The organism is Sphingopyxis sp. 10G20-10 (assembly GCF_057365075.1).
In genome coordinates this window covers 2,669,015-2,692,182 of the sequence record NZ_CP195117.1, presented here as the reverse complement: position 1 = coordinate 2,692,182, position 23,168 = coordinate 2,669,015, and the positions used below count along the sequence as shown (strand labels likewise).

General features: G+C 60.7%; 21 protein-coding genes. 15 read left to right on the top strand and 6 right to left on the bottom strand.

The window, feature by feature from the left end; all coding sequences use genetic code 11:
* The first annotated feature begins 16 nt into the window (after positions 1-16).
* The 4 genes from truB (at position 17) to ACR3XE_RS13105 (ending at position 4,683) form a co-directional block, all read left to right on the top strand.
* Positions 17-1,012 (top strand): tRNA pseudouridine(55) synthase TruB, encoded by a 996-nt coding sequence (gene truB, locus ACR3XE_RS13120; RefSeq protein ID WP_486185797.1) that lies wholly within the window; start codon positions 17-19, stop codon positions 1,010-1,012.
* A 25-nt stretch (positions 1,013-1,037) separates the two neighbouring features.
* Positions 1,038-1,307 carry a 30S ribosomal protein S15 gene (gene rpsO / locus ACR3XE_RS13115; RefSeq protein WP_473699757.1) on the top strand — a complete coding sequence of 90 codons (270 nt, stop codon included), beginning with the start codon at positions 1,038-1,040 and terminating at the stop codon, positions 1,305-1,307.
* A gap of 265 nt (positions 1,308-1,572) precedes the next feature.
* On the top strand, positions 1,573-3,864 hold the full coding sequence (gene pnp, locus ACR3XE_RS13110; protein ID WP_473699758.1) for a polyribonucleotide nucleotidyltransferase: 2,292 nt from the start codon (positions 1,573-1,575) through the stop codon (positions 3,862-3,864).
* Between the two features lie 198 nt (positions 3,865-4,062).
* Entirely contained in the window at positions 4,063-4,683 is a 621-nt protein-coding gene (locus ACR3XE_RS13105; RefSeq protein ID WP_473699759.1) for a DJ-1/PfpI family protein, read from the top strand.
* A 267-nt stretch (positions 4,684-4,950) separates the two neighbouring features.
* Here the strand turns inward: ACR3XE_RS13105 and ACR3XE_RS13100 are convergent, their stop codons facing one another.
* Positions 4,951-6,009: a tetratricopeptide repeat-containing glycosyltransferase family 2 protein gene (locus ACR3XE_RS13100; RefSeq protein WP_473699760.1), complete on the bottom strand. Its 1,059-nt coding sequence runs from the start codon at positions 6,007-6,009 to the stop codon at positions 4,951-4,953.
* Between the two features lie 219 nt (positions 6,010-6,228).
* Here ACR3XE_RS13100 and ACR3XE_RS13095 point away from each other — a divergent pair, with 219 nt between their 5' ends.
* From ACR3XE_RS13095 to ACR3XE_RS13055, 9 genes are all read left to right on the top strand, one after another.
* Positions 6,229-6,954, top strand: a complete 726-nt coding sequence (locus tag ACR3XE_RS13095) for a peptidylprolyl isomerase (RefSeq protein WP_486185796.1) — start codon at positions 6,229-6,231, stop codon at positions 6,952-6,954.
* 60 nt (positions 6,955-7,014) lie between these two features.
* The gene (locus ACR3XE_RS13090) at positions 7,015-7,809 is read left to right on the top strand and encodes an outer membrane protein assembly factor BamD (RefSeq protein ID WP_473699763.1); all 795 of its coding nucleotides are present in this window, start codon (positions 7,015-7,017) and stop codon (positions 7,807-7,809) included.
* Positions 7,810-7,867: 58 nt separating this feature from the next.
* Positions 7,868-9,535 (top strand): DNA repair protein RecN, encoded by a 1,668-nt coding sequence (recN, locus tag ACR3XE_RS13085; protein ID WP_486185795.1) that lies wholly within the window; start codon positions 7,868-7,870, stop codon positions 9,533-9,535.
* Between the two features lie 13 nt (positions 9,536-9,548).
* Entirely contained in the window at positions 9,549-10,535 is a 987-nt protein-coding gene (locus tag ACR3XE_RS13080; RefSeq protein ID WP_473699765.1) for a restriction endonuclease, read from the top strand.
* 244 nt (positions 10,536-10,779) lie between these two features.
* Positions 10,780-11,466 carry a GNAT family N-acetyltransferase gene (locus tag ACR3XE_RS13075; protein ID WP_473699766.1) on the top strand — a complete coding sequence of 229 codons (687 nt, stop codon included), beginning with the start codon at positions 10,780-10,782 and terminating at the stop codon, positions 11,464-11,466.
* A gap of 1 nt (position 11,467) precedes the next feature.
* Positions 11,468-13,534, top strand: coding sequence for an NAD-dependent DNA ligase LigA (gene ligA, locus ACR3XE_RS13070; protein WP_473699767.1), 2,067 nt, complete (start codon positions 11,468-11,470; stop codon positions 13,532-13,534).
* Between the two features lie 61 nt (positions 13,535-13,595).
* Positions 13,596-14,765 (top strand): sterol desaturase family protein, encoded by a 1,170-nt coding sequence (locus ACR3XE_RS13065; protein ID WP_473699768.1) that lies wholly within the window; start codon positions 13,596-13,598, stop codon positions 14,763-14,765.
* Between the two features lie 32 nt (positions 14,766-14,797).
* On the top strand, positions 14,798-15,184 hold the full coding sequence (locus tag ACR3XE_RS13060; protein ID WP_473699769.1) for a DUF2946 family protein: 387 nt from the start codon (positions 14,798-14,800) through the stop codon (positions 15,182-15,184).
* 51 nt (positions 15,185-15,235) lie between these two features.
* The gene (locus tag ACR3XE_RS13055; protein ID WP_473699770.1) at positions 15,236-16,321 is read left to right on the top strand and encodes a transporter; all 1,086 of its coding nucleotides are present in this window, start codon (positions 15,236-15,238) and stop codon (positions 16,319-16,321) included.
* Between the two features lie 90 nt (positions 16,322-16,411).
* On the opposite strand, the gene ACR3XE_RS13050 is transcribed toward ACR3XE_RS13055, so the two are convergent.
* A complete protein-coding gene (locus ACR3XE_RS13050) occupies positions 16,412-17,290 on the bottom strand; it encodes a sterol desaturase family protein (protein WP_473699771.1) in 879 nt (292 codons plus the stop codon).
* A 79-nt stretch (positions 17,291-17,369) separates the two neighbouring features.
* Here ACR3XE_RS13050 and ACR3XE_RS13045 point away from each other — a divergent pair, with 79 nt between their 5' ends.
* On the top strand, positions 17,370-18,029 hold the full coding sequence (locus ACR3XE_RS13045; RefSeq protein ID WP_473699772.1) for a Crp/Fnr family transcriptional regulator: 660 nt from the start codon (positions 17,370-17,372) through the stop codon (positions 18,027-18,029).
* A gap of 66 nt (positions 18,030-18,095) precedes the next feature.
* Entirely contained in the window at positions 18,096-18,965 is an 870-nt protein-coding gene (gene phhA, locus ACR3XE_RS13040) for a phenylalanine 4-monooxygenase (RefSeq protein WP_486185794.1), read from the top strand.
* 6 nt (positions 18,966-18,971) lie between these two features.
* Here phhA and ACR3XE_RS13035 read toward each other — a convergent pair whose 3' ends face one another.
* From ACR3XE_RS13035 to ACR3XE_RS13020, 4 genes are all read right to left on the bottom strand, one after another.
* Positions 18,972-19,943 carry a 50S ribosomal protein L11 methyltransferase gene (locus tag ACR3XE_RS13035; RefSeq protein ID WP_473699773.1) on the bottom strand — a complete coding sequence of 324 codons (972 nt, stop codon included), beginning with the start codon at positions 19,941-19,943 and terminating at the stop codon, positions 18,972-18,974.
* A complete protein-coding gene (gene bla / locus ACR3XE_RS13030) occupies positions 19,940-20,848 on the bottom strand; it encodes a subclass B3 metallo-beta-lactamase (RefSeq protein WP_473699774.1) in 909 nt (302 codons plus the stop codon). The genes ACR3XE_RS13035 and bla overlap by 4 nt, the downstream gene beginning before the upstream one ends.
* Positions 20,838-21,530 carry an SDR family NAD(P)-dependent oxidoreductase gene (locus ACR3XE_RS13025; protein WP_486185793.1) on the bottom strand — a complete coding sequence of 231 codons (693 nt, stop codon included), beginning with the start codon at positions 21,528-21,530 and terminating at the stop codon, positions 20,838-20,840. Before ACR3XE_RS13025 ends, bla begins: the two co-directional genes overlap by 11 nt.
* A gap of 78 nt (positions 21,531-21,608) precedes the next feature.
* Positions 21,609-22,913 (bottom strand): methyl-accepting chemotaxis protein, encoded by a 1,305-nt coding sequence (locus tag ACR3XE_RS13020; protein ID WP_473699775.1) that lies wholly within the window; start codon positions 22,911-22,913, stop codon positions 21,609-21,611.
* Positions 22,914-23,168: the final 255 nt, after the last annotated feature.

Sequence of the window (23,168 nt, the reverse complement as noted above, 5' to 3'; positions counted from 1 at the left end):
CCGCAAGGCGCCGTGCATGAACGGGTGGATCATCCTCGACAAACCGGTCGGCCTTGGTTCGACTCAGGCAGTTGCGGCGGTAAAACGCAATTGCCGCGAGGTGGGGCTGGGCAAGGTCAAGGTCGGGCATGGCGGGACGCTCGACCCGCTGGCGACCGGCGTGCTGCCGATTGCGCTGGGCGAGGCGACCAAGCTGTGCGGCCGGATGCTCGATGCCAGCAAGATTTACGAATTTACGGTGGTGTTCGGAGCGCAGACCGATGGGTTGGATGCAGAGGGTGCGGTGGTGGCGACCAGCGATGTGCGTCCGACGCTGGCCGATGTGGAGGCGGTGCTGCCGCGCTTTACGGGCGCTATTGAACAGGTGCCGCCTGCGTTTTCGGCGATCAAGGTTGATGGCAAGCGCGCCTATGATTTGGCGCGGGCGGGGGAAGAGGTCGAGATGAAGGCGCGGGGGGTGACGATTTATGCCTTATCTCCCCTCCCCTTTAGAGGAGAGGCCGGGGGCGGGGGCCGCGGTCTTACGCAGGGCAGCGATGCCCACCCCGCTGCGACTAGTCAGCAAGCTGCCAAGTCTCGCTGCCCCTCCCCAGAAGGGGAGGGGCTCGATAGCGTCACCCTGTCCGCCCATGTTTCCAAAGGCACCTATATCCGTTCCCTCGCCCGCGATATTGCGTTGGCGGTCGGGACGGTCGGGCATGTCACCATGCTGCGACGCACAAAGGCGGGGCCTTTCGCGCTGGATCAGGCGATTTCGCTGGACAAATTAAACGGATTCGGTCAAGGCGCGCCGCAATCAGAAGTAATTCTGCCGCTCGAGGCAGGGCTGGTCGACATCCCGGCTCTGAACCTTTCCCCGGAGGCGGCAGGGGCGATCCGTCAGGGTCGTGTCTGGACCGGGGTTAGCGCGGATGACGGGCTGTATTGGGGACGGGATGATGAAAATCGCCCCGTGGCCTTGATAGAGGCTTTGGCAGGCGCGCTGAAAGTCGTTCGCGGCTTTAATGTGTAAGTCATGATGTTCGAAGGAAAAACCTATGTCGATTACGCCCGAGCGTAAGAATGAAGTTGTCAAAGAACATGCCCGTAAAAAGGGCGATACCGGGTCCCCCGAAGTGCAGGTCGCCATTTTGACCGACCGCATCGTCACCCTGACCGACCATTTCAAAGCGCACCATAAAGACAATCACAGCCGTCGCGGCTTGCTGATGATGGTCAACAAGCGCCGCAGCCTGCTCGACTATCTGAAAAAGAAAGACGAGAGCCGCTATCAAGACCTGATCGCGAAGCTCGGCCTGCGTAAGTAATTCATGGGGGCGGCTTCGATGCGAAGCCGCCCCTATTTTATCCGTTCGTCCTGAGCTTGTCGAAGGACCGTCCTTCTCTTCGGACCTCGCAGAGAAAATCAGCCCTTTGACAAGCTCAGGGTGAACGGAAATGAGGGGAACCTCCGCAATTCGGCGCTGGTTCCATCGAATAGGGGCACTGAAACGCTCCGCACCGCCCCGGGTCGGATTACCCGGAACCAAGAGGCCCCGCCCGGCATAGGGCCAGGCGGGCGAAGGAAATACTATGTTTGATGTGAAAAAAGTATCGATCGAGTGGGGCGGTGAAACGCTGACCCTCGAAACGGGCAAGGTTGCCCGCCAAGCCGATGGCGCGGTTGTCGCGACACTTGGCGAAACCGTCGTTTTGGCAGCCGTTACGGCCGCCAAGCGCGTGAAGGATGGGCAGGATTTCTTTCCGCTGACCGTCCATTATCAGGAAAAATATTCGGGCGCGGGCCGTATTCCCGGCGGCTTTTTCAAGCGCGAACGCGGTGCGACCGAAAAGGAAACTTTGGTATCGCGCCTGACCGATCGTCCGATCCGTCCGCTGTTCCCCGAAGGTTTTTACAACGAAATCAACGTCATTTGTCAGGTTTTGTCCTATGACGGCCATAATGAACCCGACGTATTGGCGATGGTGGCCGCGTCTGCGGCTCTCACGCTGTCGGGCGTGCCGTTTATGGGGCCGATCGGCGCCGCGCGCGTCGGTTATGTCGAAGGCGAATATATCCTCAACCCGACCGACGAACAGGTTGCCGAGGGTGAGCTCGACCTTGTGGTCGCTGCGACGCAAGACGCCGTGATGATGGTCGAATCCGAAGCCAAGGAACTGAGCGAAGAAGTCATGCTCGGCGCGGTTTTGTTCGCGCATGACGGTTGCCGCAAGGTCGTCGATGCAATCATCGATCTGGCCGAGCAAGCCGCCAAGGAACCTTGGGATCTGGCCACCAGCGAAGGCAATGACGAGATCAAGGCCGAGCTGCGCAAGCTGATCGGTGACGATATCGCCGCCGCCTATAAGGTGACCGACAAGTCCGAGCGTTCGGGCCTGCTCAACGATGCCCGCGCGAAGGCCAAGGAAGCCTTTGCCGAAGCCGATGGCCAAAAGCAGATGACCGCTGGCAAGATGGTCAAGAAGCTGGAAGCCGAAATCGTTCGCGGCGCGATCCTGAAGGATGGCACCCGCATCGATGGCCGCAAGACCACCGAGATCCGCCCGATCGTCGGCGAGGCGCATTTCCTGCCCCGCGCCCATGGTTCGGCGCTGTTCACACGCGGCGAAACCCAGACCATCGCGACCTGCACCTTGGGCACCAAGGACAGCGAGCAGATGATCGACGGGCTGAATGGTCTGCGCTACGAGAATTTCATGCTGCACTATAACTTCCCGCCCTATTCGGTCGGTGAAGTCGGTCGTTTCGGGGCGCCGAGCCGCCGCGATGTCGGCCATGGCAAGCTGGCCTGGCGTGCGCTGCACGCGGTGCTGCCGACCAAGGATGAATTTCCCTATACGATCCGCGTCACCAGCGACATCACCGAATCAAACGGATCGTCGTCGATGGCGACGGTTTGCGGCGGCAGCCTGGCCATGATGGACGCCGGTGTGCCGATTTCGCGCCCCGTTTCGGGCATCGCGATGGGCCTGATCCTCGAAGGCAAGAAGTTCGCCATTTTGTCGGACATTTTGGGTGACGAAGATCATCTGGGCGACATGGATTTCAAGGTGGCAGGCACGTCCGAGGGCATCACCACGATGCAGATGGACATCAAGATCGCCGGCATCACCGAAGAAATCTTCACCAAGGCGCTGCATCAGGCCAAGGAAGGCCGTGCGCACATCCTGGGTGAAATGGCCAAGGCACTCGACCACACGCGTGAAGAGCTGTCCGAACATGCGCCGCGCATCGAAACGATGCAGATCGACAAAGCCAAGATCCGTGACATCATCGGTACGGGCGGCAAGGTCATTCGCGAAATCGTCGCAACGACGGGTGCCAAGGTCGATATTGATGACGAAGGTCTGATCAAGATTTCGTCGTCCGACCTGTCGCAGATCGAAGCGGCCCGCAAATGGATCGCCGGTATCGTAGAGGAAGCCGAAGTCGGCAAAATCTATGACGGCAAGGTCGTCAACCTTGTCGATTTCGGTGCATTCGTGAATTTCATGGGCGGCAAGGACGGACTGGTCCACGTCAGCGAAATCAAGAATGAGCGCGTCGAAAAGGTCGCCGACGTTCTGAGCGAAGGCCAGGAAGTCAAGGTCAAGGTGCTGGAGATTGATCCGCGCGGCAAGGTGCGCCTGTCGATGCGTGTCGTCGATCAGGAAAGTGGCGAAGAACTGGAAGACACCCGCCCGCCGCGCGAACCGCGTGGTGATCGTGGTCCGCGTCGTGATGGTGGCGACCGTGGCCCGCGTGGCGGCGGTGGCCGTGATCGCGGCCCGCGTCGTGAAGGCGGCGACCGTGGCCCGCGCAAGGAACGCAGCGACGCCGGTCCCGAAGATCAGGGCCATGTGCCCGATTTTCTGAAGGACTAAACGCTTCGCAATCGAACAAGAAAAGGGGTCGCCATGGCGGCCCCTTTTTTTGCGAGCGGTGAGACAGTGTGTCGGATGTCTGCTATGGGGTGGTTAGCTATTTATCCGGTTGCAGCGTTCGCCGCATGATAGCAACCGTGCTTTTCGTTCCCGCTTCGGCAAAGCGGACTTTTACAATAATTGCCAGAGGAGGTGTTCATGCAGATTGCAGTTCTGACGTTCGAAGGGTTCAATGAACTGGACTCGTTCATCGCGGCGGCAATCCTCAATCGCATGAAGGCGCAAGGTTGGGCAGCGCATATCACCTCGCCGACCGATCACGTTACGTCTATGAACGGGGTCACCGTCCAACGGCAGAAGCCCTTGGAGTTTGCGGCTGAAGCCGATGCCGTCCTTATCGGTAGCGGTATCAAGACCCGTGAAATTGCGGCTGATGCTGACCTGCTGTCCCGGATCAATCTCGATCCGTCGCGCCAGCTTATTGGTGCGCAGTGTTCAGGGACGCTGTTGCTCGCGAAGTTCGGTTTGGTGGGTGATCTGCCTGCTTGCACCGATCTCACGACTAAGCCTTGGGTGATCGAGGCGGGCGTGAAGGTAATTGACGCGCCCTTCGTCGCGCACGGCAATGTTGCGACTGCCGGGGGCTGCCTTGCCTCCCAGTATCTTGCCACCTGGATGATCGCCCGTGGCGCTTCCATGCGCGATGCCCAGGAGGCGATGCACTACATCGCGCCGGTGGGTGAAAAGGCGCTCTATGTAGATCAGACTGTGAAAGTCGTTGCGCCCTTCATCACGCAGAAAGTCGTTGTCGCTGCGTAAAAAGGGGCAACTCTCGAATGCTTTTCCCATGATCAGAACGGTCATCTATGGTCGACTGCTACCATAGCTCCACCCATTCGTGTCGAGCGAAGTCGAGACACCCATCAACATTGCGCCAAGCCGCAGGGCATCTCGATTTCGCTCGATGCGAACTGGGTGGGGAGGGTCGTTGATGATCGTGAGCCGTCGCGATCAATGACACCGCTTCGCACCCGCCCCATCATCCCGTCACGATGTGGCTTGGCGCGCGATTAATGGGTCCTGATCCTAGGCCGCGATGCCGCGTAATTGCGATTGGACAGCGTCCAGATTTGTTTGGGCAAGGAAACTGCCTCGCCCGTGAACGCTGCCTTCAAGCGACGGCTGATCCCCGATTTCCAGGCAGCGCGTCCAAGCGGCAACGGCCATGGGGATCCATTCGTTCAGAGCATATGCCGGATCGGCTATGGCCTGGTCGAGAGCGAGATTCCCGAAGACAAAGAAGAAGTCGGGTGAGGTGTCCCAACGCTTTATATTTTGTCGAATGAAGTTGAACGCGGTATCGAGATCGCCGCTTTGTCCCAGGCAATGAAGATAGCGAACGATGAGATCGTGCATCCAATTCGCCGTGCCGGAAGAGGCCGTTATGGACTGCCGGTAAAATTCGCATGCAGCGTGGAATTCAGCATCTATTTCAGCCTCTTTGCCAAGCTGGTAAAGGATGTACGGATCGCCGGGGCGATCTTCGAGATCGCGCAGAAGCAACGGGCGATTGCGGGCGCGCTTGTTATCCATCTGCGCGTCAAGATATCCGTCGTGACCAAGGTGCAGGTCGACTGTCCTCCGCGGGAGGCTTGAGATTACCTGCTCATGAACCCGCCCTTCAAAACGCACGCCGCGCGGGAGCAGTCGCGTAATCCAATTGCGGTTTTCGACGAGCGACCTTTCGGCACCGGCGCTGTCAGGGATCTGAAAAGAACTATGCACGCAAACAGCGCCCAGCCTTTCCGCCGTTTGGCACCATGAGCGCAGATGCTCAGCACCGGTCGCGATCCACTCATCCGCATCAATAACGATGTTCCAGTCCGCGTCGGCGAGCTCAAGTGACCGATTGCGGGCGTCCGAAAAGCTGCCGGGCCAGGCCATTTCGTGAACTTCGGCACCGGCCTGTCGGGCCAGGTCGATGCTCTTGTCTGTCGAGCCTGTGTCTAGAACCACCATTTTGTCGACCCACGGCCGCACGCTTTCCAAGCATCGGCTGATGCAGCGTTCTTCGTTACGGACAATCATTGTTGCCGCAAGAATGTTGTGCTGCGTTCCGGCACGCGATGGGGACAGCTTCTTCAAGACAAAAGATTCCACATTCGGGTCGAGCTTCGATGTCCCCAATCCTATCGGGCAATGGTTAACGGGAAGTGGCCATGCGATTTCGATGCAACACCCTGATGGATGGTCGGATGATGTCCCCCTAGGTGCCTCATCACTCCGTCACGATGTGGGTTGGCGCGGCGGGTGGCAGCGGCTAGTTTGTTGCCAGCTTCCATCCCCTTTACCGAGGCGAGCCCGATGATCCTGACGTCCCTTCTTTTGCCCATCACGCTGGCGTTTGCGACCGCCGCGCAGCCTGCGACCGAGCCGACCGCTCCTGCGACGCCGGTGGTGGCTGCGCCCGACACGCGGCCCTATGTGGCGCTGACCACCGATGCGGGGACCATCCTGTTGCGGCTGGAGGATAAGCGCGCGCCGATCTCGACCGCCAATTTCCTGCGCTATGTCGATTCGAAGCGGATGGACGGATTTCAATTTTACCGCACGACGCGCAATTGGGGGGCGACGAGCCAGTTGGTGCAAGCGGGCAATCGTGCCGACGCGCGGCTCAATTATCCGCCCATCGTGCATGAAGCGACCACGACCACAGGGCTGACCAATTGCAATGGCGCAGTGTCGATGGCGCGGTTGCGGCCCGGCGATGCGACGAGCGATTTCTTTCTGGTGCTGAGCGATATTCCCGGATTCGACGCCGACCCGACGGTCAGCGGCGACAATGCGGGCTTTGCCGTCTTTGGCGAGATTGTGTCGGGGCGCGATGTGGCGATGAAAATCTTTTCAGGCCCGGTGTCGGCGACCGATGGCGACGGCGTGATGAAGGGCCAGATTCTCGATCCCAAAGTGACGATAACATCGGCCCGCCGGGTTCCCGCCGTGAAACTCACCCCCGATGAGGCCGGTTTTGCCGGTTGTATCGTCAAAAACTCCGGTCAGATGTCCGACGAGGGGCAAACTGACGATTAATTGCCACCATCGGGCCATCATTTATTTTGCGTTCATCTGCGCTGTGGCTATACCGCGCGCATGACTCATCGCACTCACTCGCGCACCATGCTGCGCTCAATCGCCGCAGCGCTTGTTTTGACCACGACTCTCGCCGGTTGTGCTGGCGGGGGCGGGGTCAAGAAAGACACCAAATATATCGCCCGCGATGTCAGCACGCTTTATCGGGCGGCGCAGGACAAGCTTGATCGGGGCGATTATAAGGTGGCGGCGGCGTTGTTCGACGAGGTCGAGCGCCAGCACCCCTATTCGCCGTGGGCGCGTCGCGCCCAGCTGATGAGCAGTTTCAGCTATTATATGGGTCGCGACTATAATCCGTCGATCAGTTCGGCACAGCGGTTCCTGTCGATCCATCCCGGCAACAAGGACGCGCCCTATGCCTATTATCTGATTGCGCTCAGCTATTATGAGCAGATCAGCGATGTGACGCGCGACCAGAAAATAACCCAGCAGGCGCAATCTGCGCTGGGCGAAGTGATCCGCCGTTATCCAGACAGCCGCTATGCCGCCGACGCGCGGTTGAAGATTGATCTGGTCAACGACCATCTGGCGGGCAAGGAAATGGAAATCGGCCGTTTTTACCAGCGCAGTTCGCACTGGCTGGCCGCATCGATCCGGTTTCGCGAAGTGGTCGACAAATTCCAGTCGACCAGCCACACGCCCGAGGCGCTGTACCGGCTGACCGAATGTTATCTGGCCTTGGGAATTCCCGAAGAAGCCAAGAAATCGGCGGCGGTGTTGGGGGCCAACTATCCCGGCAACGAATGGTATAGCCGCGCCTATAAGCTGATGCAGAAGAACGCCCCGAGCGCCTGATGCCTGCCATGAACGCGAAGGAATAGATTCGCGCTTTGTTCTGCGGTAGAAGCCTCTCATGCTGACCGCCTTGTCCATCACCAATATCGTGCTGATCGACAGCCTCGCGCTTGATTTCGAACCGGGGCTGGGCGTCCTGACCGGCGAGACGGGGGCGGGCAAATCGATCTTGCTCGACGCGCTGGGGCTGGCGCTGGGGGTGCGGGCCGAAAGCGCGCTGGTGCGGCAAGGATGCGACAAGGCCCAGGTGACGGCGAGTTTTGTGGCACCGATGCCCGATTCGCCGCTGGCGAAGCTGCTCGCCGAAAATGAAATTGATGTCGAAGCCGGCGAACCGCTGCTCGTCCGCCGCACCCTGCGCGCCGATGGCGGCAGCCGCGCCTTTTTGAATGACCAACCCTGTTCGGCGGCGCTGCTGCGTGAAGTAGGCGCGCATCTGGTCGAAATTCACGGCCAGCATGATGATCGCGGGCTGCTGGCCCCCGCCGGTCATCGCGCGCTGCTCGACAGCTTTGGCCGATGCGACAGTGCCGCCGTGGCGACAGCGCATCACGACTGGCGGAGTGCCGAGGCGCGGCTGACAGCAGCGCGCGAAGCACTGGACGAGGCGACACGTGACCGCGAATGGCTGGTCCATTGTGTCGCCGAATTGCAGGCGCTGGCACCGCAGCCGGGCGAGGAGGCCGCGCTGTCCGAAGAACGGGCGACGATGCAAAAGGGCGAGCGCATCACCGATGATCTGGCCATCATCATGGCGGCCTTTGACGGCAGCGACAGCGGCCCCGCGCAATTGCGCGGCGCGGCGCGGCGGCTCGACCGGCTGGCGGGCGACCATGCGCTGCTCGCCGAAGCGCTGGCCGCGCTCGACCGCGCGATTATCGAGGCCGACGAGGCCGAGCAAAGGCTGACCGAAGCGGCGCGGGCGCTGGAATTCAACCCCGAGCGGCTGGACGAAGCCGAGACGCGATTGTTCGAACTGCGCGCGCTGGCCCGCAAACATAATGTTCAGCCTGACGAGTTGGCGACGCTGGCGGGTGACCTTGCCGCGCGGCTCGATGCGATCGAGGGCGGTCAGGACGGGCTGGCCAAGCTGGAGGCCGAAGTGGCGGCGAAGGCGGCGGCCTATACCCATGCGGCGGGCGCCTTGTCCGATGCGCGCAGCAAGGCAGCGGCGCGGCTGGATGCGGCAGTGGCGGCCGAACTGGTGCCGCTCAAGCTCGATGCCGCGCGCTTTCAGACGCTGGTCGAGCGGCTGCCCGCCGAACGCTGGGGCGCGGACGGCATGGACCGCGTCGAATTTCTGATATCAACCAACCCCGGCGCGCCCTTTGCGCCGCTGATCAAAATTGCGAGCGGCGGCGAATTGTCGCGCTTCATTCTGGCATTGAAAGTCGCGCTGGCCGAAGAGGGCGGGGCGGAAACGATTATCTTTGACGAAATCGATCGCGGCGTCGGCGGCGCGGTGGCGAGCGCCATCGGCGAGCGGCTGGCCAGACTGGCGGGCGCGGGCAAACAATTGCTGGCCGTCACGCACAGCCCGCAAGTCGCCGCCAAGGGCGCGGGCCATTTCGTTATTGCGAAATCCAGCGAAGGCGTGGTGACGCGGACCAGTGTGCACGAGCTGGACGAGGCCGGTCGCCGCGAAGAAATCGCGCGGATGCTGTCGGGGGCCGAGGTGACGGCGGAGGCAAGGGCGCAGGCTGAACGATTGCTGGAGGTGGTGTGACAGGGAGAATAAAATGTGGAAGGTGAATGCTGGACGTCGAAGCGCTCTAGCCCATGAATTCGTGAATCGGTCTATTGTAGCGATTGGGTGGAAGGAAGCTGGGGACTACTCCAAAGCGAAATCCTATGAAGAAATTCATCATATGGTTGTCGAAGCCTACCCCGACAGAACCGATAGACAGAATCAGGTCAGCGCAGGACAAATGTGGCGCTTCATAAACGAAGTGCAAATTGGTGATCCAATTTTGACATATGATCCAAGTGACCGATTATATCATCTTGGAGTGGTTGCCGGGGCTCCTCAGTTCGCTCCGCAAGAAGTTGAAGCATTGCCAGTCCAAAGGAAAGTGAACTGGAAAGCGACAGTTTCCAGGGATGCCCTTTCTAACGCTGCTCGCGGGAAATTGGGAGCAATTCTGACATTATTCAAATTAGCAGATTCAGCTGTATCCGAGATCAACGCGCTAGCCGACGGTAAGGTCGTTACAAAAACTAACAACGTAGAAGAAGCCGTTTTAGATGATATCGTTGACCCTTTCGATGGGCTCGAAGAGTTGGCAATTGAGAGAGTTAAGGACAGGCTGCTTTCATTGGACTGGGATGAAATGCAGGATATTGTTGCTTCTCTTTTAAGGGCGATCGGATATCGCACCAAAGTGTCGCCAAATGGACCGGATCGCGGAAAAGACATCATTGCGTCGAAGGACGGGTTCGGTTTCGAACGGCCCCGCATTGTTGTAGAAGTGAAGCATCGCAAAGGGCAAATGGGAGCTCAAGAAATTAGGAGTTTTCTTGGCGGAAGGCATCCAGATGACCGCGGACTATACGTAAGTACAGGCGGTTTTTCGCGCGATGCACATTATGAAGCCGAACGCGCTTCAACTGTAACGCATTTAATGTCTTTGGACGAATTGGCGCGATCTATAGTTGAGCAATATGATCGCCTAGATGAAGAGGGGCGCCGACTTCTGCCCTTAACAAAGATTTATTGGCCAACATGATCTACGTAGCCGAGAACTCAAATGAGCTGATGCGTCGGACCCACACGAGGATCAATGTTATTCAGGTAACAAATCTGGACGTGCTGGAGAATATGGACGGTGTGTTGCAAATGTTGATGGTTGAACTTGAACATTGCGCTGACCGATGGCCCCACCCCAACCCAGTGTCAGGTCGATCAGGCCCCCGGACTGATCTGAACCATGCGGGGCATGGTTCACCTGACACTCCTAAAGGGGAGGGGCTTTGACGGATAGCCACCACCCCCTCGACCGGCCGATATGGAATTGCCTGACCGGGCGGCAGGCGCATTTGGCGACGGGGGATGCGCGGGCGGTGCGGATTGATCGGGATTATGGGCCTTTCGGGGCCGCCGCCGACCGTAGCGACGAGGCTCAGGCGGCGCTGGCGGCCTTGATTCCGGCGGATGGCGAGATGTGGCTGCCCGAGGCCGAGGATTGGCCGATGCCGGCGGGTGTGCGGCTCGTGAAAGCCGCACCGCTGACGCAGATGGTAGCAGAAGGAACGCCGCCGGTCGTTGCGGGCGCGCAGATCGTGACACTTGGTGTGGACGACGCCGATGCGATGGCGGCGCTGGCCGATCATGCGCAGCCGGGGCCGTGGGGAGCAAAAACGCGGCTATACGGACAGTTTTACGGGATCAAGCAGGAAGGGCGGCTCGCCGCGATGGCGGGGCAGCGCATGTTGGTGGGCGACTATGCCGAAGTCAGCGGGGTCGCCACCTATGCCGAGTTTCGCGGTCGCGGCTATGCCCGCGCGCTGATCGCGCATGTGATGGCGGCAATGGTAGCGCGCGGTGAAACGCCCTTTTTGCACAGCTATGCCCATAATGCTGGCGCGATTGCGCTGTATGAATCCTTGGGGTTCCGCATCCGCCGCCAGATGACGGCTTTCGTGATTGCACGAGGATAAAATGAGCGAGCCAGTGAGGATCAGCGAAGCCGAAGCCGCCAATGAATTGATGCGTCTGGCGAAGGCGATTGCGCATCATAATCGGCGCTATCATGCCGAGGATGCGCCGGAAATTTCGGACGCGGAGTATGACGCGCTGGTGCGGCGCAACAATGAGTTGGAGGCGGCGTTTCCGCAATTGGTGCGTGCCGACAGCCCGAACAAATTGGTCGGCGCAGCGGTCGAGGCGTCACCGCTGGCGAAGATCACCCACGCCCAGCGGATGATGAGCCTCGACAATGCGTTCAGCGATGAGGATGTTGCGGAGTTTGTGGCGCGGGTGCGGCGGTTCCTGAATCTGGCTGAGGATGCGCCGGTCGCGCTGACTGCCGAGGACAAGATTGACGGACTGTCCTGTTCGCTGCGCTATGAAAAGGGTGTGCTGGTGCAAGCGGCGACGCGCGGCGACGGCAGCGTGGGTGAGGATGTCACCGCCAATGTGCGGATGGTGGCCGATGTGCCGCAAAAGCTGTTGGGGGAAGTCCCCGAACTTTTTGAAATTCGCGGCGAAATTTACATGGCGAAGAATGATTTTGCTGCACTGAATGCTGCGCAGCAAAAAGCGGAGCAAAAATTGTTCGCCAACCCGCGCAATGCCGCCGCCGGATCGCTGCGTCAGAAAGATGCGAGTGTCACGGCGGCACGCCCGCTACGCTATTGGGCACACGGCTGGGGCGAGGTCAGCGCGCTGCCCGCCGAGACGCAGGCAGAGGTGATGGCGGCGATAGCAAGCTGGGGCGTGCCGGTGTCGCCGCTGGTGACGCGATGCGAGACGGTCGATGCGGTGCTGGCCCATTATCGCGCCATAGAGGCGCAGCGCGCCGAGCTTCCCTATGATATCGACGGGGTGGTGTATAAGGTCGACCGGCTCGACTGGCAGGCGCGGCTGGGCTTTGTCGCCAAGGCGCCGCGCTGGGCGATCGCGCATAAATTTCCTGCCGAGCGCGCGCAGACGACACTGGAGTCGATCGACATACAGGTCGGACGCACCGGCAAGCTGACCCCTGTCGGGCGGCTGATTCCGGTGACGGTGGGCGGGGTCGTGGTATCGAATGTCACACTGCACAATCGCGATGAGATCGAACGGCTGGGCGTGCGGCCGGGGGATCGGGTTGTCGTCCAGCGCGCGGGTGATGTGATCCCGCAGGTGGTGGAGAATCTGACCCGCGACGAGACGCGCGTGGCATATGAATTTCCCGACCATTGCCCCGTCTGCGACAGCGAAGCCGTCGCCGAGGAAGGCGAGGTCGATGTGCGCTGCACCGGCGGGCTGATCTGCGGCGCGCAGAAATTTGAACGCTTACGCCATTTCGTCAGTCGCGGCGCGCTGGATATCGAGGGGCTGGGCGAGAAAAGCGTCGCGGAGTTTATCGAGCTCGGCTGGCTGAACAGTCCTGCCGATATTTTCCGCCTTCAGACACATCGCGACGAATTGTTGGCGCGCGAGGGGTGGAAGGAGAAATCGGTCGACAATCTGTTCGCCGCGATCGAGGCCAAGCGCAAACCCGATGCGGCGCGGTTGCTGTTCGGGCTGGGTATTCGTCATGTCGGTGCAGTGACGGCGCGCGATTTGTTGAAGGCGTTTCAGACGCTGCCCGCGATGCGCGATGTGGCAGAGCGGGCAAAGAGCGAGGACGCCGAGGCGCTGGCCGACCTGACATCAATCGACGGCATCGGCCCTGCCGTGATCGAAGCCTTGGGCGATTTCTTTCACGAACCGCATAATCAGGCGGCTTGGGATGATCTGTTGAGCGAAGTCTCGCCGCCACCCTATGTCGTGGAAACGCGCGATAGTCCTGTGTCGGGGCAGACCATTGTCTTTACCGGCAAGCTGGAAACGATGAGCCGCGACGAAGCAAAGGCACAGGCCGAGGCGTTGGGCGCCAAGACATCGGGCAGCGTCAGCGCCAAGACCGATCTGGTGGTGGCCGGGCCAGGCGCGGGGTCCAAGCTGAAGCAGGCGAGCGCGCTGGGGATTCGCGTGATTGATGAGGCGGAGTGGGCAGAGATCGTCGCAGCGGCGGGGTAGCTTTATGCCTGTTTAGGCCACCCTGAACTTGTTTCAGGGTGACGATATTGGGGGGCAATTTATGGCAAAAGGCAGTTTTGGTCAGCAGCTGATGCGCGACCTGGAATCGCATACCGAAGTGCGGCGCTTTGGTAGCGGGTGGTTGTCGGGATTTTTCGCGCTGCTGTTTGCGATTGTCGGCTTCGGGCTGGTGATTGCGCTGCGCTTTCCCGACTGGTTTGCGACGCCCGAGCTTGATATCGTCAAGGATTGGGGCGGGTTTCGCGGGGTGGTGCATCTGGTGCTGCTGGCGAGCTATGCGCTGGCGCTGCTCAGCTTGCTGTTGCGTCCGCGCAAGGCTTTGGGCGCGACGGCGCTGGTGATTGCGTTGGCCGCGACACTGATCGGTGGGGCGAATGTTCAGCCCGCCGAGACGCGCAGTTGGGGAATCTTCTTTGGCCTCGACTTTTTTGTCGTCAATTTGCTGATCACCGGATTCATGTTTGCGCCGCTGGAGCGGCTGTTCCCGCATCGACGCACGCAGCGCCTGTTCCGCACCGAATGGCGCGAGGACCTGTTCTATTATCTGGTGAGCACGATGTTCGTGCAGATCCTGGGCTTCCTCGCGCTCGCGCCGTCGACGATCATCAACGAGAATACGAGCAGCTGGGACGTCTTTCGCGCTGGTGTCGCCAGCCTGCCGTGGCTGGTGCAGTTCGCTATCGTGCTGGTCGCGTCGGATCTGGCGCAATATTGGTATCACCGCCTGTTCCACAAAATCCCGTTCCTGTGGGGGTTTCATGCTATCCACCACAGCGCCAAATCGATGGACTGGCTCGCCGGATCGCGGATGCATTTTGTCGAGATCATCCTGCTGCGCTCGATCACATCGCTGCCGCTGTTCACATTGGGGTTCGGCGCGTCGGTGATGCAGGCCTATATCGGTTTCATCTATGTCTGGTCGTCGCTGCTTCACGCCAATGTCGGGGGCGATTTCAACCGGCTGGGGCATTGGATTGCGACGCCGCGTTTCCATCACTGGCATCATGGGCTGGAGGCCGAGGCTTTTGACGTTAATTTCGCGATCCATTTTCCGTGGCTCGACAAGATATTCGGGACATTCCATTTGCCCAAGGATCGCTGGCCGGAAAATTACGGCATCCCCGAAGATGTCCCCAAAAGCTATGCCAAACAATTCCTCTATCCGTGGACTCGAAAAGGCAAAACGGCTGATGTCATCGCGAAAGATTGACGCCGCCGCCGCCGCCCATTAGGCGCGCGGCCATGGGGAAAAGGCTGCGCCACAACCGACTGTTTCAGCTGCTCTTGGTCGCGATGTTCGCGGTGCGCGTCCTGATGCCGGCGGGCTGGATGACCAGCACCGACGCCGATGGCAGCATCACCGTGCGTATGTGCAGCGACGGCGGCTATGGCGGGCAAACAATCACCATCCCGCTGAACAAGCGCGGGCTGGACGATCACCCGTCGCAAGCCAAGGAACATTGCCCCTTTGCGGTGGCCGCCCATGGCGCGCCGCTCCCCGAATCGGCGCCGGTGCTGGCACGTAGAGCCATAGCTTTTGCCGCGCCTGTTGCGCCCGCAACAACCGGATATAACCCCGGTGCGGCCTCGCCGTTGCCGCCGAGCACCGGGCCGCCGCTGACCGTTTGATCTTTGGCGCTGCCCAGTGGTGGCTGACTTGAATCAAACGGGATATTTGACATGAAAATTTTCTATTCCACCGGCCTTGCGCTGGTGCTTGCCGCTTATGCGGCCCCAGCGCTCGCCCATGAAACGCGCGCCGACGAACACGCCCCCATCGGGGTCATGGCGGACCACGCCCACAAAAAGGGCGAGGTCATGTTTTCGCTGCGCGCCATGCACATGGATATGTCGGGCAACCAGATCGGGACCGACAGCGTTTCGCCCGACAACATCGTGACCACGATACCCAATCGTTTCCTTGGCGCACCCGGCCAGCCGCCGACGCTGCGTATCGTGCCGCTCGACATGCGCGTCGACATGGTGATGGCGGGGGTCATGTATGCGCCCAGCGACCATCTGACCTTGATGGTGATGGCCAATTATCTTGAAAAAGAAATGGTTCACCAGACCTATCAGGGCGGTATGGGGACCAATGTTCTGGGTGGATTTGCCACCAACCCAAAGGGTTTTGGCGATACCAAAGTGTCGGTGTTGGTGCCTTTGCTGGGGCATCCCGATCCCGATGCACAGGCAACCGACGAGTTGACGCTGAAAGCGGGTATCAGCCTGCCCACCGGATCAAGCGACAAGATGGCCACCATCCTGACCCCGATGAACATGACCCCGACTGTGCGGGTTCCCTATGCGATGCAGACCGGGTCGGGAAGCTGGGACGCCGAACCGGCGCTGACCTATAAGCTGCACCGCGGCAAATGGGGCGGCGGGTTGCAGGCGTCCGGTGTGGTTCGCCTCGGTGACAATAAATGGGGATATCGTCAGGGCGATAGAGTGGAGGCGACCGGCTGGATGTCCTATCGCCCCGCCTCGTTCGTCAGCCTTTCAGGCAGGGCGCGCTATCAGAATATTGGCCGTGTGCGCGGCCTCGATCCCGCGATTATCGGGCCGGTCCAGACGGCAAATCCTGACTTTCAGGGCGGCGAGCGTCTCGACTTGCTGGCCGGGGTTAATCTTGTGGCTACGCACGGGGCGCTGGCCGGTCACCGGCTTGGTATCGAACTGGGTGTGCCCGTCTGGCAGGATTTGAACGGTCCTCAGATGCGGGGGCGCTGGTCACTGATGCTGGGCTGGCAAAAGGCCTATTGATCTCTTGCCCGTGCGGCTTTGAGCGCAAAAAGGCCCGGCATCCCCCTCTCCGAAGGATGCCGGGCCATGCCGTCTGCGGACCCGAAAGGATCAGCCCGCGACGGCGGGACGCGGTTGGGTCGGGGCGGGGGTGGCCCCTGCTATGTTCGCATCCATATCCTTGTTCTCCGGAAAGATCGGCCACAGCAATTGCTGGCCCAGCGTCGCGGGCGGCAGATTTTCGACACCATAGCTTTGCGGATATTGGCGGGTAATCTTGGCGGTGCCGAACAGCACGTCCCAGAAGAACAGCAGATTGCCGAAATTGCCTTTGTAGTGGACGGTTTCGTCGCTGAGATGGCGGCCATGATGGGCGTGGTGCGTCGCGGGGGTGCTGATTGTCCGTTCGACCACCCACATGATCGGCGACAGCGCCTTGATCTTATAGAGCGGCCTGTCCCACGCCACATCGCTGTGCGCGCCGATAATCACCAGCATTTTGACGATGATATAGAAAGCATAGAACCAGCCGAGGCCCAGATAGACAAGGATGCTGGCGGTCCAGATGCTGGGCATCATGGCATAATAAATGATGTTGTTCCGATAGACGAGCCGGACGCTCATATAGCGGGCATTATGATGCGCGCGGTGCAGATTATAGAGCCACGAAAAGCTGTGCGAAGCGCGGTGCCACCAATATTGCATCATATCTTCAAAGACGAGGAACAGCGCCGCGACGGCCAATAAAGGAAGGCCGGAAAGCGCATTGGCATAGCTGGGGAACCAGAGGTGCCCGAGGGTGCCGACGGCGAAGATGATGAGCGGCTGGGTAATGACCAGCAGCATCAACGTGCTCACCACTTCGATAATCGCGTCGTGCCGCGACTGCTCCTGCTTGCCGAAGAGGCGCGTATAAGCGAGTTCGAGCAGTCCGAAGGTCAGGTAAATACCCATCACGACCAAGCTCGATTGTGCCGTTGTCAGTTCCATGTTCGTCGGCTCCTTGTCCCAAAAGCGGCGAGTCTCTGCTTGCCTTCGCCCCCTCTTTGTCACAGGTTCCAAAGCCAGAATGCAAAGAAGTTATCATTTCCCCGAAATGGATCGGGCGACGAGGCTGTCTGATGGCGAAATGCTGCAATTGACGGCGCGTGCCCGCGTGCAAAGCTTTGCCGATGGCCAGTTTGTCCAGCATCAAGGGGATGTCGGTCACGCGATCTGGGCGATGGTCGAGGGGCATGTCACCGTCGGCCGTTTTTCGAGCGAAGGCGATTTTACCCATTTCGCGGTGCTGGGAAAAGGCGATCTGTTTGGCGAGCTGGCCTTTTTTACCGGTGTGCGGCGGCAGGTCGATGTGTTGGCGACGGGGCCTGCGAAGCTGATTGCCATTGACCGGCCTTTGCTGCGCCGGTTGATGGCCAATGATGTCGGATGGGCCGAACTGTTGCTGCGATCTCTGTCACGGCAATTGGCCGCCGCGCTCAACATCATCGACGACGAGCGGCGGCTGACGACGCCGCAACGCTTGCTCGCGCTGCTACAAAGCATGGCTGTCGATAGTGAAACGGCGAACGAGGTGACGGCGACTCAACAGCAATTGGCCGATTTGCTGGGCGTGTCGCGCGTCACGCTGGGTGCGGCGCTGGGTGAATTGACGGCCGCTGGCGCAGTCAAGCGCGGCTATGGCCGGATAAAATTGCTGGGCGAGCGGTCGACCGATCATTCATTTTAATGGACACCGGCGCATTTTCTCCCACAGGTTTCACTTGAAACTTCCTTTATGCTAAAGATGGCTTCCATGAAGAAGCCTGATACCCACGTCCATGAAACTCCGCCGCCGGGTGCTGCGCCCGACTGGACGATTGCGCAGAATTGGGATGCTTTCACCGCCGATGAACATGCGATGTGGGACCGGCTGTTCGCGCGTCAGGCCGAGATGCTGCCTGGACGCGCGGCAGAGGCTTTTTTGCGCGGGATTGATGTGCTGCGGCTCGAAAAGCCCGGGATTCCCGATTATCATGACCTCAATGCGCGACTGACCGCTGCGACGGGGTGGCAGGTGGTGGCGGTGCCGGGACTGGTGCCCGATGCGGTATTTTTCGACCATCTGGCCAATCGGCGCTTTCCGGCGGGCAATTTTATCCGCACTCCTGACCAGCTCGATTATCTGGAAGAGCCCGATGTCTTTCACGATGTCTTTGGCCATGTCCCGATGCTCGCCGATCCGGTGTTTGGCGATTATATGGTCGCCTATGGCGAGGGTGGCCTTCGCAGCCTGCAATATGACGCGCTGAAACAGCTCGCGCGGCTCTATTGGTACACGGTCGAATTCGGCCTGATCCGCGAGGCCGAGGGCCTGCGCATCTATGGCGCAGGGATTGTGTCCTCCTATGCCGAAAGCGTCTTTGCGCTTGATAGCGAGAGCCCGAACCGCATCGGCTTCGACCTCGCGCGGGTGATGCGCACCGATTATCGTATCGACGATTTCCAGCAGAATTATTTTGTCATCGACAGTCTCGATTCGCTGCTCGATGTCACGGTGAACACCGACTTTGCGCCGCTTTATGCCGCCAATGACGCTCTACCCGCGATTCCCGTCGCCGACATATTGCCCGACGATGCGGTGATGACCCGTGGCACGCAGGATTATGCGCTCGCCAAAAGCTGAGGCGCTCTACCAGCTTCCGAAACTGGCGTCCGACGGACTGGCGCGATGACGTGCGCGGTCGGGGCGGCGCCAGCCGTGGCGTGCGCGCTTGGCGAGGTGAAGGCTGGGCCATTCGGCGCTGCCGCCGCTTTGGATCAGGCGGAAACCCTGCGCGCGATAGGCGGCAACCACCGCCGCTTGCTGGCGCGCTACCAGTCCCGCAAGGATGAGGTGCCCGCCCGGGGCGGTGATGCTGCTGATGTCGGGGGCAAGGGTGATGAGCGGGCCGGCGAGGATATTGGCGATCACCAGATCATAGGGCGCGCGGCGTTTTATGTCGCCATGATCGGTGCCCGGCGCGACGCACAGATGCAGCGCATTGGGACCATGACCGGTCCGCACGCCGTTGATGGCGGCATTGTCGGCGGCGACACGGATGCTCGCGGGGTCGATGTCCGATGCCAGCGTCCGCGCGCTTGGCCACAGCGATAGCGCGGCAAAGGCGAGCAGACCGGTGCCGGTGCCGATATCGGCGACATTGCGAAAACGCTCTCCCTTGCGCGCGAGCCGGTCGAGCATCGCAAGACACCCCGCGGTCGTATCATGCCCGCCGGTCCCGAACGCTTGACTGGCGTCGATTAAAAATGCGGTGGCGTCGGCGGGAACGCGGTCGGCGTGGCTGCTGGTGTGGACGAAAAAGCGGCCTGCCTGCACCGGCTCCAACCCTTGTTGGCTGAGCGTTACCCAATCTTCGTCGGGCAATTTTTCGACCTTGGGCTTGTGCCCAGCGGCGCTGGGGACCAGCGATTGTATAAGCGTCAGTAGCGCCGCCGCAGGCTTGGTTTCGGCATAGGCGTCAAGCTGCCACAGACCTGCCGCTTCGTCGATTTCGCGCGTCACGATGACCGGCGGGTCGGCCAATATATCGAACTCCGCCACCTCGCCGCTCAGCGCCTCGGCCTCGTCGCGGGTGCAGGGGAGCGAGATGATCCAGCTCATGGCGCTGAAGCGGCCTCTTTGGCCAACCGGCCATCGAGCCGCTTGCTCCCCGCAGCGGCATAGGCTTTGCACGCCTGCGGATCGAACAGCGGGGCGCGGCCGGCGAAACGGTCGAACATCGCGCTGGCGCCCGGATGCGGGGTCAGCAGCAAGTCGCAGGGCAACGCCGCCACCGTATCAAAGCTTTTGCGGAAGCGAGCGAGCAGCGCGGAGTGGTTGCTAAAGCGATAGCCGTCGGCGGAGACGGCGGTCAGGCTGTCGGCATAGACGATATTGCGGCAATCCTTGGCCGCACAGCTCGTCCAGCTCCAGCTTGTCGATCCGGGTGAATGGGCGGGGGTTGCATGGGCGGTGAAGGCCAGCGGCCCCAATCGCACGACTTCGCCGTCGCTGACCACCTGCCCGACATGCGCGCCGGGAAAGGGCGGGAACAGGCCAGATTGCGGATCTTCGGGTTCCGCAATTCCGCTTTCCAGCGTCGCCTTGGCTGCGGCGCGCGCAACCAGTTTGGCGCCGGTCCGGCGTTGCAGCTCGGCGATGCCGCCGGCATGATCCAGATGTTCATGGCTGGACAGGATCAGCCGGACATCGCTCAGTTTGAATCCGAGTTTTTCGATATTGGCGGCGATGCCCTCGGCGGCCTCTGATGTGGCCCCGTCGATCAGCACATGGCCTTCGGGTGAGGTGACGAGCAGCGCGGTGATGCCGCAGGTTCCGACATAATGGACATTGGCGAAAATGGTTGCGGGCGGTGCGGGGTCGCTCCAGCCGTCATGGCCCTTGCACTGTTCCGCCAATGTGGCGGCGTCGGCGGTCGGGCTTGGCGCGGGCATGGCCATATTGGTGGCTGCGGGCGTGCAGGCGGCGAGGGCCAGCAGGACAGCAAGGGATGCTTTAGCGAACATAACTGGCTCCATTGGCGTCAAGGACGGCTCCGGTCATCGAGGGCGGGGCATCGAGCGCGCACCACCGCGCCATTTCGGCAATTTCCTGTGGTTCGGCAACGCGGCCCAGCGGAATATCGGCGAGCAAGGCGTCGCCGCCACGGCTCGCCAGATACTCCTCGGCCATGCCGGTCATCGTAAATCCCGGACAAATGGCGAAAGCGAGGATGTCCTGTGCGGCATAGCCACGCGCGATGGTTTTGGTCATCGCGACCATTCCGGCTTTGGATGCGGCATAGTGCCACTGGGTCGGGCCATCGCCGCGATAGGCGGCGCGGCTGGCGATATTGACGATGCGACCCGCGCCTTTGCGTTCCTGCCAATGCAGCACGGCAAGGCGGCATAATTCGGCGCTGGCGGTCAGGTTGATCTGAAGCGTGCGGTTCCAGCCGTCGCGCCATTCCGCATCGCTGTTCTCGATAGGATTGGGTTCGAATATGCCGGCATTGTTGATGAGGGTGTCGATTCGCCCGTCAAGGCGATCGAGACATTCCTGCCACAGCCGAACCGGAACAGCCGGATCGCCAAGGTCGCCGTCAGCACTGGACAGCGCGACAAGACGAATGTCGGGCGATTCCAGTGCAGAAGCAATGGCGGCCCCGATGCCGCGTGATGCGCCGGTGAGCAGGATATTCTTGGTCATGCCGCCCCGATTAGCGGCCTCGTGCGATGGTGGCTAGTTGCTGGCGTTAAATGGTTGGGACGGAACGGTAAATGACGGTCAGGCGACGCGCTTGCTGAACTGCCCCGCCGCTTCGCTGAGGTCGTGGAGGCGCTGGCCCATGGTGCCAAAGGCGTCGGTCAACGAGCTGATCTCGGTCGCCACAACGCCCGAATCGTTGCGGATGGCGGCAATGGTCGATGACATGCTGTCGGCGGCCAGCGCGGTTTCATCGACGGCGGCGGTAATCGAGGTGACGGTTTGCGCCTGCGCGTCCATCGCGTCGCGGATGCGCTCGGCTGAGGTCTGGACGTCGAGGACGGTCGACTGGATCGACTGGTTGGCCTGAACCGTGCCTTTGGTGGCGTGCTGGATTGCGGTGATCTTTCCGGCGATGTCGTCGGTGGCGCGGGCGGTTTCATTGGCGAGGTTTTTGACCTCTTGCGCGACAACGGCAAAACCGCGCCCCGCTTCGCCGGCGCGTGCAGCTTCGATGGTGGCGTTGAGGGCGAGCAGATTGGTCTGTCCCGCCACTTCGCGGATCAGGCCGAGAATCGATTCAATCGATTCGGCATGGCGCGACAGGGTTTCGGACATGGCGACGGCTTCCCCCGCCTGTTCCGACGCTTTGGTGGCAATATCGGCGGCGGCTTCGACTTCGCTGCGCGCGTCTTCGATCGCGCGGATCAGTCCGGCGGCGGTCGAGGCGGCTTCGCGCATGGCCATGGCCGATTGTTCGGATGCGGCGGCGACTTCGCTGGTTTTGGCGATCATGCCCTTGGCGGCCAGATCTGCCGAGGATGCCTGTTGGACAAGCTGTTGGCGGACCCCGTCGGTATCCTGAACCAGCGAGGCAATCGACTTGTTGAAATCACCGGCGAGTTGACGTCGTTCGCTCGACGCTGCGGCACGATTGAGCTTTTCGGAATAGGCCAGCATGATGTCGAATTCGAGCATGGCGAGCCGTTGGATGGCTCCGCCGAGCCGTCCCACCCGCGCCGGATCATCGGGACAGGCGGCAATGACATAATCCAGGGCCAGGCGATGACATTCGCATACGCATGACAGAACAGCGGCAATGGGGATGCCGACATAGAGCGACATATGGGCGTTCTGACAGGCAATGGTTGCGGCGGCCTGACCAGCGGCATCCGACAGTTTCAGGCTAATATGTTTGGCACTGCCCGCGATATAAGAGGTCAGCAAGGCACCGTCCGCCTTGCGATCATTGTCGGGCAGGGCGTTAAAAGCGGTCCAATAGGCCGTCGCCATTTCCACTTCGCGGCCTGCGATAATCCCGTGAATCTCTGCGGCATTGGCCGAAAGTTGGCCGTCGAGATCGTAAAAGGGGAAGCGGTCGGCCATTAAAACGGGGTCGACTTCCAGTCTGTGAATGGGATTTTCCTTCGCCACAATATTGTACCTTTGTTGCATACTTCGGCGCATGGTCGTTTGGCCCTGGGTGACCACGCGCAAACCGGGGACTGACCTATGGCCTACATCTGGTAAATGCGTCGTTAACCAGGTGCGAAAAATTCACGCCAAGACGTAACGACAACGCTATACAGTCGGGGGCATTCGCGGCTAATGGTTACACAGGAAACCAGTTGGAGAACCAAG